The following is a 13,590-nucleotide window of genomic DNA, read 5'->3' as shown; positions in this document are numbered from 1 at the left end:
GCCGGCACGACGAAGACAACAAAGTCCGTAGCGCTGTTTTTAGATTAACTACAAAGATGCGGCTCACGGCTTCGATGCTCCAAGCGATGCAGCGGGTTCATGCAGAACAGTCGTAAGCGTGCGCTGCCTTTGTGCCGGCTCGCGGCGTTCCGCGGCGTCGCTGGCGTCAATCCGACCGTCGCGCAGACGCACGATCCGATCGGCGCAGTGGAAGTAGCGATCGTCGTGCGAGATCACAATGATCGTCTTGCCGAGACGTTTGAGGTCGGCGAGCAGCTCGGTGTAGAAGATTTGGCGGAACGCTGGATCCTGATCGGCCGCCCATTCGTCGAACACCAGCACCGGCCGTCCCTCGATCCAGGCATCGATCAGGGCGAGCCGCTTGCGCTGGCCCGTCGACAGGTCGGTGGTGGAGAACGCGCCGCCATCGATCGAGACCTTGTGAGCGAGCTCGAGTCGATCGAGATAGCGATGTGCGAGGTCAGGCGGCTGGTTGCTCTGCTGCGCCAGGGTGTCGAACAGGAAATAGTCCGAGAATATCGTGGTGAAGAGCTGCCGATAGTCATCGCGGGTCTCGCTGACGACGGGATTGCCGTCGCGCAGCAGCACGCCGCGGTCCGGCACATAGAGTCCAAGCAGCAGCTTGATCAGCGTCGTCTTGCCGCTGCCGTTCTCACCGACGATGAAGACGATCTCGCCGCGGCGAATGCGAAGGTCGATCGGTCCGATGACAAAAGGGCGTTCGGATGACGACGCAGGGAATGCGTAGGAGACGCCGCGCAGCTCGATGGATTCGATCTGCTCAGCGGTCCGATCCTGGGGATCATCGAGCAGTTCAGCCTCTGCGGCGGTGAAACGCTCCGACAACTCGGCGATCCGGCGCATCGCAACCTGGGCGCGGCCGAGCGACGGCAGCATGCCGATCAACTGGTCGATCGGTCCGCGCATGAACAGCAGCACCAGCACGAAGCCGCTGGACACCGAGGCCGGGCTGTCGGGCCACAGCAGTGGACGCAGCACCAGCGCGGTCCCGATCACCAGAAACAGCAGAACCGTCCCGAGCGCACGCGCCGTCACCAGCAGATTGATCGCCTTGATCTGCACGTCGCCGATCCGGTCGACCGTCCGTCCGATCAGATCGACATGGACATGGCGCCGGCGCTGGCGATGAAGACGGAGCTCCTTGGCACCGTCGGAGATCGCGCGGTAGTGCTTCTGCAGATCGTCTTCGTATTGGCGCGCGAGATTGAAGCCCGTCATTCCGCGCTTGCGGGCGAGGTAATGGACGAACGACCCGAGCGCGATCAAGATTGCCGTGACCAGGAACAACGGCCACGACAGCACCGCGAGGTAGATCAGGCAGCCGGCGACGATGACGCCGGACACCAGGAAGGCGGGAAAGAAGAAGGCGAAATCGCTGATGGCATCGACGTCCTTGGTCAGGACCGGGATGAGGCGGTGCGACCGATAGGCTTCGAGCTGGTCGATCGGCGCCATCAGGATCTTGGCGGCCAGCGACTTGCGCAACGAGGCCACGATCCGCTGCCCGACGATATTGGCGCTGATGTCAGAGCCAACCGACCCAATCACGATCAGGATGCAGAGACCCGCGAACGAGGCAATCAGGCCGCCGACGTCGCCTGCGCCTGCGTAAAGGCCGCGGTTCACCACGGCGAGCAGACCCGCAACGCTGGCGCCGCCGAGCAGGCCGAGCAGGATGGCTGCCGCCAGCAGCAGCCAATACGGCCGCAGCAGGCTTCCGACGTTGGCAATTGCCGGATTGGATGGCGTCATCATCGGCCGCCGGCTCCCATTCGTGTGGCGAAGACAGCGGCGAGCTTGTCGCCGATGTCGGCGCGGGCCTGGAGGGCGTCGGGCACGACGTTGCCCATGCGCAGGAACTCGTGGACCATGCCGGGATAGACCTTCAAGTCCACAGCGACGCCGGCCTCGCGCAAGCGTGCGGCATAGGCCTGCCCCTCGTCGACCAGCGGATCGAACTCGGGCAGCACGATCAGCGCGGGCGCGACGCGCGTGAGGTCGGAGGCCGCCAGCGGCGCAAATCGCCAGTCGTGGCGATCAGTGCCTTCGGGCAGATAGTGGTCGAAGAACCAGTCGACGGTCTCGCGCTCGAGCAGATAGCCCGAGCCGTAGTTCTCGTAGGAGTCCGAGATCTGCTGCGGGCTGAGCCCGGGATAAGCGAGGACCTGAAGGATCGGCTGCGGCAAGGCCCGGTCGTCACGCGCGGCGATTGCCAGCGCCGCGGCCAGCGTTCCGCCCGCGCTGTCGCCGCCGATCGCGACTCGCCGCGGGTCGAAGCCAAGCGCCGGCCCCTCGCGCCCGATCCAGGTGAGCGCATCGACGCAATCCTCGAACGCCGTCGGAAACCGATGCTCCGGCGCCAGCCGATAGTCGATCGACAGCACCGCCGCGCCGCTGTCATCCGCGAGGCCGCGGCACAGCGGCTGGTGCGAGTCGAGGCTGCCGACGACGAAGCCGCCGCCATGCATGTAGAGCAGCACGGGCATCGGATCGGCGACATCCAACGGCCGCGCTGCATAGAGCCGCCCTGCAATCTCCGTCCCGTCGCGCATCGGCAGCGCAAGCTGCCTCTCGAACGCGAGCGGCGGTGGATCGACATCCAGCAGCGGCGAGGAGGCGTCGAAATCGGCGCGCGCCTGCGCCGGCGTGAGTTGCGGAAACGGGATGCGCGCGCCGGTTTCGGTTCCGAGCTGGATCATCTCGAGCAACGCGGCGATATCAGGGTGAAGGCTCATGACCACCTCATTCAGCCGGTTCGGACTGCAGCGCCGGCGATGTCTGCGCCGCCTCGTCCGGCTCCAGCCACGCGCCGAGCGCCGTCAGGAAGGATTCGTTGCTCAGGATCGCGAAGTGATCGTCGCCGATCACGCCGAGGTCTGCCGCCTGCGGCAGCCGCGCCGCGAGCCGATCGCGCTGTCGAAGCCGGCCCGAGGTCCACCAGCAGCCGGGCGCGACAGCGAGATCAGCCGGCCATTCGGCCGTTTGCGCCAGTTGCGCGAGATGGCGTCCGACCCTGAAGGCCGCGACGATGTCGTCGATGCCGAGAAGGCCGTCGCGCGGCTGCAGCGGTGCCATGCCGATCGCATCGGCGACGAGGCCCCGGATCACCTCGTCCGTCGCCGGCGCATCGGCGGAGCGGATCGCCGTCACCTGCGACGCGATCGCTGACAATTGCACGCCCGGCGCCGTGACCGAGAGCAGCGCGAGCAAATCATCGGTCCAATGCCGCGACGGCTGCTGGCCACCATGCGGAACGAAGCTGTCGATCAGCGCCAGGCGCTCGACCCGCGCGCCGCGCCTTTGCAGTTCGGCGGCAACCAGACCCGCGAGCAGCCCGCCGAGTGACCAGCCGATCAGACAATACGGCCCTTTGCTCTGCGTCCGTACGATCTCGTCGGTATAGTCCACGGCCATCGCCGCCAGCGAGCGATCGATGAAGGATGGCTCGATCAGCGTCCGGCACTGCAGACCGATCAGTTGCCGTTCTCCCTCCATGCGCCGCGCCAGCGGCGCATAGTCGAACACCGTGCCGAAGCCGCCGTGAAGGCAGAACACCGGCGCCGCGCCGTCGACCGGCGAACTCAGGGGCAGCAGCGCCGACGGCCGCGCGGATGCTGCGGCAGTGCCAAGCAAGGCGCGAATGGTCGGCTTCTGCAAGAGATCCCGCAGCTTGATCTCGCCGTCGAGGACCGGGTCGCGGCGAAGCCGCGCGATCACCTTGAGGCTGAGAATCGAGTTGCCGCCGAGCTCGAAGAAGTTGTCGGTGACGCCGACTTGCGCGACGCCGAGAACCTCCGCCCACAGCTTTGCCATCCCGACCTCGGCCGGACTTGCCGGCGCGACGAATGCACGTTCGGCTGCAATGTCGGGCGCGGGCAACGCCTTGCGATCGACCTTGCCGCTCGACAGCGTGGGCAGGCGCTCGAGCACGATGATGCGGGCCGGCACCATGTAGGCCGGCAATGTCCGGCGCAGCGCGGCGGTCAGCGCCGCCGACAGGCGCTCGGCCGCTGCAGCGGCGGCGTCACCCGGCGCCCGTGGCGCCACATAGGCCACGAGCTGACTTCCTCCCGCACCCGCCACCGCGAGCACGGCAGCCTGTGCGACTGCGGGGTCGCTCAGCAGAGCCGATTGGATTTCGCCAAGCTCGATCCGGAAGCCGCTGACCTTGACCTGGTCGTCGCTGCGCCCGAGATACTCGATCGTGCCGCTCGCATCCCATCGGGCCAGGTCGCCGGTGCGATAGAGACGTGCGCCCTCCTCCGTCGAAAATGGATCCGGCACGAAGCGTTCCGCCGTCATGCCTGGCTTGGCGAGGTAGCCGCGCGCGAGCCCGAAGCCGCCGACATAGAGCTCGCCGGCTGCGCCTGCCGGAACGAGATTCAGCGCGCCATCGAGGATGTAGGCGGTGCGGCGCCCGACGGGAATGCCGATCGGCGCATAGGCCTTGTCGCATGCCGTGTTGCCATCGACCTTCCACACCAGCGGTGTTACGACGGTCTCGGTCGGACCATAGCCGTTGATCAGGATCCGCGGCTTCAGCTCCCGCCTCACCTTGTCGAAGCCGGTCTTCGGCATGGCCTCGCCACCGAACGAATACAACCGCACCGGCGGCGGATTGCCGGTCTGCTCCACCCATTCGGCGACCTGCTGCAGGTAGGCCGGCGGCAGGCCGATATGCGTCACGCGCTGCGCATGAAGCTCGGCGACCGTCTGCTCCGGCGTCCACAGCTCCGCATCGCGCATGACCAGCCGTGCGCCCTGCGACAGCACCGTGAGCCACCGTTCATGCGCGCCGTCGAAGGCCAGCGACAGGAAATGCAGCTCGGTTGCGTGCTCGTCGAGCTCGTAGAGCGCAGCGGTCGCCCGGCAATGCATCGCCAGCGGTCCATGCGCGACCGCGACGCCTTTCGGCCGCCCGGTCGAGCCGGACGTGTAGATCACATAAGCCAGATTCTCCGGATGCAGGCCCGGATCCGGCGCATGGTGCGGACCGCTGTCGAAATCGAACGAGGCCAGATCGACGGCCTGGACGCCTTCGGTGGCGGCGATCTCATGCGCGCCGGACAGCAGCATGCTCATCCCGGAATCGCGCATCAGATGGGCGATGCGGTCCGGCGGCAGCTCGGGATCGAGCGGCACATAGGCTCCGCCGGCCTTCAGCACGGCGAGCAGCGCGGCCATCGTCACTTCGTTGCGCTCGACGACGACGCCGACGCGCTGGTCTGGCTGGAGCCCGGCGCCGACGAGGCGGAGCGCGAGCCGATTGGCGCGACGATCGAGCTCGCCGTAGGACACGTTCCTGCCGCCGATCGTGAGGGCGACACGTTCCGGGTCACGCTGGGCATGACCGCTGATCATCTCGTGCACGAGCGGACGCGTCGCGGAAGACGCCGCCCGGCCATTGCAGGCGTCAGCGCGCTGCACATCCAGAGCGGTAGCCGCATCGATTGCGCCGAGCGCGGCTTCCGGACTTCGCATGATAGCCGCGAGCAGATGTTCGAATTGCGCCCTCACCTGCTCCGCCTGATCCGGCGTGAAGTGGCTCGGCATATAGGTGAACTCGACCTGCAGCGTATCCTCGACCATGATGGACAGGTCCATCGGATAGTTGGTGACGTCGACATTGCGCAGCTCGCCGAATTGAAGCGAGCCGTCGCCCTGCAGCAGGCCCCGGTCGACGGGATAGTTCTCGAACACGATGATACTGTCGAACATGCTCTCGCCAGCACGGCCGGCCCAGCTCTGGATGTCGTAGAGCGGCGTCTGCTCGAAATTGCGCATCGCCGCGTTACGGTCCTGCATGGCACGCAGCCAGTCGCCGATCGTGGTGGCCGGCGACGGCGTCTCGATCACCGGCAGCGTATTGATGAACAGGCCGATCATCTGCTCGGCCCCGTCGAGACCAGCCGGACGGCCGGCGACGGTGACACCGAAGGTGACGGTCTGCTGGCCGGTGTAGCGTTGCAGCAGCAGCGCCCAGACGCCCTGGATGAGCGTGTTCAGGGTGATGCGCTCGCGCCGAGCAAACGCCTTCAAGGCCGCGGTCGCGTCTTCGTCGAGCCGCGTGTAGCAGCGCTGGTGCCCGTGCGCATCGTGGCGCCGTGCTCCGAAGGCATCGGCCAGTTGCGTCGGCTGGTGGAAGGCCGTGAGCTGTCCGCGCCAGAAGCGCTCGGCGGCCTGCGCGTCCTGGGCGAGCAGCCAGGCAACATAGTCGCGATAGAGCGCCGAGTGAGAGACGAGCGCACGCCCGGAATAGCGCTGCAGGATTTCGCCGATGAAGCGGGCCGAGCTCCAGCCGTCCATCAGGATGTGATGGTAGGTCCAGATCAGGCGATGACGATCCTGGTCGAGGCGCACCAGGCGGACACGCTGCAGCGGCGGCACCGCGAGATCGAACTCGACGTCACGCTCCGCGGCCAGCGCCGACGACAGAAGCGCTTCATCGACGGCCTGCCCGCGCCAGTCTTCCGTCGCGAACGGCACGCTCGCTACACGATGGACGGCCTGCAGCGGTGCGCCGGACAGCTCGCGCCAGAGAAATCCGGTGCGCAGCATCGGATGGCAAGCGGAGACCTCCTGCCACGCGCCGCGCAGCCGCTCGACGTCAAGGCCGCGGATCTCGACGCTGATCTGGTTGACATAGGCACCACTGCCGGCATCGCGCAGGCTGTGGAACAGCATGCCCTGCTGCATCGGCGAGAGTGGGTAGACGTCCTCGATGCGATCCCAGTCGACCCCGAGCCGGGCGACCTCCTCGCTCGTCAGCCCAGACAATGCGCCGCGCGCGAGCGCAATCGCGGGCTGATCTTTCCGCGCCACTCGGCAGGCCGGCGCGAGCAGCTCGATCGTCTGCAGCCGGAAAACGTCTCTCGGCTCCAGTTCGAGACCGGCGCGGCGTGCGCGACTGACCATCTGCAGCGAGATGATCGAGTCGCCGCCGAGCTCGAAGAAATTGTCGGTGACGCCGACGTTCGGCTGGTGCAGCAGCTCGGCCCAGATCGCCGCGAGTGCGGCCTCGGTCGGATTGCGTGGCGCGATGCGCGGTCCCTGCCCGGGCCGGCTATCGGGCAATGGCAAGGCCTTTCGATCGATCTTGCCGTTCGGCGTCAGCGGCAGAAGCGGCAGCACCATCACGCGCGACGGCACCATGTAGTCCGGCAGCGCCGACGCGAGCGTCGCGCGCAGCTCAGCTCCGTCGAGCCCATCGTCGCCGCTGACATAGCCGACGAGCTGCCGCCCGCCGCCGAGCTCTTGCGCCACCACGACGCTGTCGCGGACGCCGGGCTGCGTGCGCAGCCGCGCCTCGATCTCGCCGAGCTCGATGCGGTGGCCGCGGATCTTCACCTGATGGTCCGCACGGCCGACATAGTCGAGCAATCCATCGGCCCGCCACCGCGCCAGATCGCCGGTCCGGTACAGCCGCGCACCGGGATCGCCGAATGGATCGGGAACGAAGCGCTCGGCGCTGAGCGCCGCCCGGCGCCAATAGCCGCGGGCCAGGCCTTCGCCGCCGATGAAGAGCTCGCCCGTCACGCCGACAGGGGCGCGGTTGAGATCGCCGTCGAGCACGTGGAGCGTGGTGCTGCCGATCGGGCCGCCGAGGACGGGTGCGGGATCGCGCGCATCGAGCCGATGACGTGCCGACCACACCGTGGTTTCAGTCGGCCCGAACAGGTTCCATACCTCGCCGCCGAGCGCGAGCAGCCGGAGCGCCAGATCGGGCGCCAGCGCCTCGCCGCCGCTCAGCAGGCGGCAGCCTTGAGGCAGCCATCCATGCGCGCCGTCGTCATGGTCGAGCAGCATGCGCCAGCTCGACGGCGTGGCTTGGATCATTGTCGCGCCGTGACGGGCCACGATCGCTTTCAACGCCGCGGGATCATGGGCCGAGGCGCGGTCCGCCAGCACGATCTGCGCGCCATGAGTCAGCGGCAACCAGAGTTCGAGCACCGCGATGTCGAACGACAGCGAGGTCAAACCGAGCACGCGGTCATCGCGCGCAATGCCCGGCTGCTCAGCCATGGTCGCCAGGAAATTCGTCACCGCGCCATGGCGCACCATCACCCCCTTGGGCAGGCCGGTCGAGCCCGAGGTGTAGATGACGTAAGCCAGGTTTTCAGGATGGACGGCGACATCGAGATTGCCGACGTCGGCAACTTCCTCTCCAGGCGCCTCGTCCAGCAGCCAGACCTCGGCGTGGCCGTCCGCCAGCACCGGCGCGAGCCGGTCGTGGAGCGCCGCCTGCGTCAGCAGCAGCTTGGCGCCGCTGTCGGCCAGCATGTGCGCGAGACGCTCAGCCGGGTAGTCCGGATCGAGCGGCAGATAGGCCCCGCCCGCCTTGAGCACCGCGAGCAGCGCCACCATCATCGTGACACCGCGCTCCAGCGCCAGTCCTACCACCACGTCGGGACCGACGCCGTGCTCCCTGAGCCGATAGCCCAGCCGGTTCGAGCGCGCGTTCAGCGCGGCGTAGCTGAGCGTCTCCTCACTGTGCACGAGCGCGATCGCATCGGGTGCGCGCTCCGCCTGCGCCTCGAATTGAGCGACGACACCGGGCGATATCACGGCGGCCGCCGTCGCGTTCACCCGTGCCAGCAGCGCGATATCAGCGGGATCATCAGCCGCAATGCAGCCGACCGCCTGCTCCGCATCGCGAGCGATGGCCGCGAGCAGTTGCACGAACGCCATCTGCAGCCGACGGATCTGGACGTCGTCGAAATGTTGCTGCTGGAAATTGAACACCAGCCGTAGCTCGCTTTCGAGACCGACACTCACGAACAGCGGGTAGTTGCTGGTTTCGAGGATCCTCGTCCGGCTGGCGCTCAGACGGCCATCTCGGGTCTTCAAGGCCGCGTCCACCGGATAGTTCTCGAACACGAGGATGCTGTCAAACAGCGGACGCCCGGCCCGGCCGGCGATCCGCTGGATGTCGGCCAGCGGCATCCAGCCGTGATCCCGCAGGGCGAGATTGCGATCCTGCAGGTTCCGCAGCCACGCGCCGACGCGCTGCTCCGGATCCGCGGTGTCGACCACCGGCAAGGTGTTGATGAACAGGCCGACCATCTCTTCGGCGCCGGCGAGCCCGGCGGGCCGGTCCGATACCGTCACGCCGAAGCAGACCATAGGTTGGCCGGTGAACCGACGGAGCAAATGCGCCCATGCCGCCTGCACCACCGTGTTCAGCGTGACCCGTTCGCGGGTCGCGAAGCGTTGCAGCCGCTCGCTGAGATCGGCGTCCACCGCCATGGCGAGCGAGCCATGGCCGACGCGAGCGCCGGCCGCAGGCTGCGACAGCAGGCTCGGCTCGTCGAGTCCAGCCAACGCCGCTCGCCAGAACTCGACCGCCGCACCGTGGTCCTGCGCCTGCAGCCATCCGATGTAGTCGCGGAAGCGCGGCGGCGGTCCCTGCAGCGCCCCCTGCCCCTCTTGCTGGATCACCTCGGCAATGAAGCGGGCCGAGCTCCAGCCGTCCATCAGAATGTGATGATGGGTCCAGATCAGCCAGTGCCGGTCATCGGCGATCCGGACCAGCCGCACGCGCTGCAGCGGCGGCCGCGAGAGATCGAAGCCGTCGGCGCGCTCGCGATCTGCAACTGCCATGAGCTCAGCCTCCAGCGCCGCCGGAGTAAGCCCCGCCGCACGTTCCCGCCAATCCTCCGCGACGAAGGCAACGTCGGCATTGCGATAAACGACCTGCTGCGGTGGTCCGGGCAATTCACGCCAGAGGAAGCCGGTGCGAAGCACGGCATGGCGATGGCTGACCGCCTGCCAAGCGGCTTGCAGCTTGCCGGCGTCGAGGCCGCGGATCTCTGCTGCAACCTGGTTGACGTAGACCCCGGTGCCGTCGTCGTGCAGCGCGTGAAACAACATACCTTGCTGCATCGGCGACAGCGGATAGATATCCTCGACCTCGCGCCAATCCAGCGCCAGCGCATCGAGCTCGGCCTGGCTCAGCTTCGACAGCGGCACATCGGACGGCGTCAGGCTATGGACACCGCTCGTGCAGTGGTCGACCAGCTCACGCAGCGCCGCTCCGAAACAATCGGCGACGCGGGTCACGGTCTCGCGTCGATAGCGCTTCCTGCTGAAGCCGAACGACAACTGCAGACGGCCGTCGAGCACCCTCGCATTGATCGCGATATGGTGGCGGAGCGGGCTCGACGCCGCACGCGAAGGTCCTGCGCTCTCGGGCGCGATCGAGAACAGCGCCGTCTCGTCCGCGCTGCCATCGACCTGACCGAGATAGTTGAACCCGATGCGCGGCTGCACGCCCGTCCTCAGCGCCGCACGCTGGGCATCAGACCCCAGGTAGCGCAGCACGCCGTAGCCAAGTCCCCGGTTGGGGACGGACCGCAGCATCTCCTTGGTCGCCTTGATCAGCTCGGCGGGCGGCTGCGATCCAGCCGTCAATTGCACCGGAAAGGCGGTTGTGAACCAGCCGATGGTTCGCGACAGATCGAGCCCGTCGCCGAGATCCTCGCGGCCGTGGCCTTCGAGCTCGATCGCCATGATCTCGCGGCCCAACCACTGCCACAACGCACGCGCCAGCGCCGACAGCAGCAGATCATTGACCTGGGTTCGGTACGCGCCGTGCGCCGCGCCCAGCAGGCGCGCGGTCAGCTCCGCGTCGATCGCGAGCAGCACGTCGTCAGCGTCGGCGCTCGTATCCCGATCCGCATGATCGACATCGCACGGCAGGTCATCCGTCTGCCGGAGACCGGACCAATGATCGAGCTCGGCAGCCAGCACATCCGAGCACGCGTGCGCGTGCAGTGCTGCGCCCCATTGGGCATAGGCGTGCGTCTTGGGCGGCAGCGTCGCCTCCTGCCCACGCATGAGCTGATCATAGGCCGCCGCGAGATCCTCCAGCAGCACACGCCACGACACGCCGTCGATCACGAGGTGATGGATCACGATCAGGAGGCGCTGCCCGCCGTCCGGCAGATCGATGCCGACCATCTGCACCAGACGACCCTGCGCGAGCGAGAGGCTCGCCTGGACCTCAGCGGCCAGCGCGGTGACCGCCTCGCCGTCGGCCAGCTCGCACGATCGGAACAGACCGGAGGCGGCCGGCGCCGACGCGTGCTCGGCGCGCCAAGTGCCGTCGATGCGTTGGAAGCGCAGCCTCAGCGCATCATGATGGGTGACGACGGCCACCGCCGCGCGCCGCAGCACGTCCCAGTCGAGCCGCTGCTGCGGCCGCAGCAGCAAGGCCTGGTTCCAGTGATCGGGCGCGTCCAGCTCCTGCTCGAAGAAGCGGAGCTGAATCGGCAACAACGGCAGTGGCCCGGAGACGAGGCCCTGCTCCGCCGTCGTCTCCAGCCGAGCGATCTGCCGCGCGTCGCGCGCCAGGGCTTCCAGTGTCTGATGCTTGAAGACGTCGCGCGGATCGATCAGAAGGCCGGCTCGCCGCGCGCGACTGACCATCTGCAGCGAGATGATGGAATCGCCGCCGAGCTCGAAGAAATTGTCGGTCATGCCGACATCGGGCTGATGCAGCAGCTCGGCCCAGATGGCCGCCAGCGCAGCCTCGGCCGCCGTCCGCGGCGCAATCCGCGTGACTGATGCGGGCGCCTCCGGCGCTGGCAGCGCATTGCGATCGACCTTGCCATTCACCATCAGCGGCAGACGATCGAGCACCACGATCCACGCCGGCACCATGTAGTCCGGCAGCGTCGCGGACAAGGCGTCGCGCAGCACCGCAGCATCGAGCGTGCCGTCACCGCAGACATAGCCGATCAGTTGGCGGCCTGCCCCGAATTCCCTGGCGATGACGACGGCCGCAGTGACCGATGGCTGCTGCCGAAGCCGCGCCTCGATCTCGCCGAGCTCGATGCGGAAGCCGCGAACCTTCACCTGATGATCGGTGCGGCCGACATAGTCGATGGCGCCGTCGCTGCGCCAGCGCGCCAGATCGCCGCTCCGGTACAGCCGCGCGCCGGGAGGTCCGAACGGATCGGGAATGAAGCGCTCGGCCGTCAGCGCCGCGCGACCGAGATAGCCGCGCGCCAGCCCGTCGCCGCCGATATGGAGCTCGCCCGTCGTACCCTCGGCCACCGGATTGAGGTCGGCATCGAGAATGCGCAGGATCGTGCCCGGGATCGGCACGCCGATCGGCACGCGTGGCCCGCTCGCCTCGCGGCAGCTCCAGAAGCTGGCATTGATGAGCGCTTCGGTCGGTCCATAGCGGTTGTCGAACCGGATCGCTGGAAATACCGCGTAGACTTGGTCCCTCAGCTGGACCGGCAGAGCCTCGCCGCCAGAGAACAGGCGTTTCAGGCTCACGCATCGGCGCGCCTCGGGCTCGGCCACGAATTGCGCGAGCATCTGGGGCACGAAATGCAGCGTCGTGACGCCATGCGCAATGACCGCATCGATCAGCCGCTTCGGCTCGCGATGGGCGCCCGGCGCTGCGATCGCAAGCCGCGCGCCGACCGTCAACGGCCACAGGATTTCCCACACCGCGACGTCGAAGCTGAACGGCGTCTTCTGCAACAGCGTTTCGCTAGGAACGATCCCGTACTCCCGCTGCATCCACCCCAGCCGTGCCGCCAGCGCGCCACGCGTGCAGGCCACGCCCTTCGGCATGCCGGTCGAGCCGGACGTGTAGATCACGTAAGCGAGGCTCTCGGCGTGGATCGGACTGCGGAGATCCGAACTGCCGGCATCGATCCCGTGCGAAGCGCGGCTGTCGTCGACGGCCATCAGCTCGGCGCCCGCCCCTGCCATGATCTCCATCAGCCGATCGCGCAACTGCGGCTGCGTCAGCACCAGTCGCGCGCCGCTGTCGCCCAGCATCGCGGCGAGCCGCCCGCTCGGATAATCCGGATCGAGCGGCAGGTAGCCGGCCCCCGCCTTCAGCACCGCCAGCACGGCCACGACCAGATCGGCGCTACGCTCGAATGCGAGGGCGACGGGAGCATCAAGAGCGACGCCGGCCTGCCTGATCTGTCGCGCCAGTCGGTTGGCCCGCGCGTTCAGTTCGGCGTAGCTGATCCCCTCCTGATCAGAGATCAGGGCGACGGCCGCGGGCGACCGTGCGACCTGCTGTTCGATCTGCGTCATGACGTCGACGAAGCCGTCTTTCGCCGTCGGCGCGGCGCGTCCCGAGCTCCAGCGGAGCACCCGTTGCAAAGCGTCGGCGTCGAGGCCGTGCAGCTCCGCGACCGGGCGGCTGCTGTCGTCGGCGATGCGCGCGAGCAGACAGGCGAACGCCGCCTGCATCCGCTCGATCTGCGGCCGGTCGAACCGGCTGCGATCGTAACGGAATCCGAGCCGGATGCCGGCGTCGGTCGCGAACACCGCGACCGTCAGCGCATAGTTGGTGATCGAGATCTGCTCGGCGCGGCTGGCGCGCGGCCCCTCGCCGGCCTGATCGCGCAGCGCCGCGTCGACCGGATAGTTCTCGAACACGAAGATGGAGTCGAACAGCGGCCGGCCGGCCCGGCCGGCAAGACGCTGGATCTCGTGCAACGGCATCCACCCGTGCTCGCGCAGGTCGACGTTGCGGTCCTGCAGGCTGCGCAGCCAGTCGCCCACCAGCGTTTG

General features: G+C 67.8%; 3 protein-coding genes (1 of these 3 running past the window's edge). All 3 read right to left on the bottom strand.

Translation table 11 applies throughout. From position 1 onward, the window contains the following. Nucleotides 1–63: 63 nt before the first annotated feature. Tightly spaced (at most 7 nt apart), the 3 genes in view from QX010_RS16315 to QX010_RS16305 form a layout consistent with a single transcriptional unit that may run on beyond the window. Nucleotides 64–1,797, bottom strand: coding sequence for a cyclic peptide export ABC transporter (locus QX010_RS16315; protein WP_316180553.1), 1,734 nt, complete (start codon nucleotides 1,795–1,797; stop codon nucleotides 64–66). Then, nucleotides 1,794–2,777: an alpha/beta hydrolase gene (locus QX010_RS16310; protein ID WP_316180551.1), complete on the bottom strand. Its 984-nt coding sequence runs from the start codon at nucleotides 2,775–2,777 to the stop codon at nucleotides 1,794–1,796. Before QX010_RS16310 ends, QX010_RS16315 begins: the two co-directional genes overlap by 4 nt. 7 nt (nucleotides 2,778–2,784) lie before the next feature. After that, a protein-coding gene (locus QX010_RS16305) for a non-ribosomal peptide synthase/polyketide synthase (protein WP_316180549.1) crosses the window boundary here: on the bottom strand, nucleotides 2,785–13,590 show its 3' portion. 5,592 nt of this gene lie beyond the right edge of the window; only the last 10,806 of its 16,398 coding nucleotides appear in the window; its start codon lies off the right edge, out of view — the gene reads right to left on this strand; it ends in the stop codon at nucleotides 2,785–2,787.

It is taken from the genome of Bradyrhizobium sp. SZCCHNRI1009, from assembly GCF_032487575.1.
In the GTDB taxonomy this organism is placed as follows: domain Bacteria; phylum Pseudomonadota; class Alphaproteobacteria; order Rhizobiales; family Xanthobacteraceae; genus Bradyrhizobium.
Note: the sequence above shows the minus strand (reverse complement) of the source record. Positions and strands in the feature narration are given on the sequence as shown.

Coding starts and splice junctions, on each gene's coding strand:
- QX010_RS16315 (WP_316180553.1), bottom strand. CDS start 1,797: ATGATGACGCCATCCAATCCGGCAATTGCCAACGTCGGAAGCCTGCTG.
- QX010_RS16310 (WP_316180551.1), bottom strand. CDS start 2,777: ATGAGCCTTCACCCTGATATCGCCGCGTTGCTCGAGATGATCCAGCTC.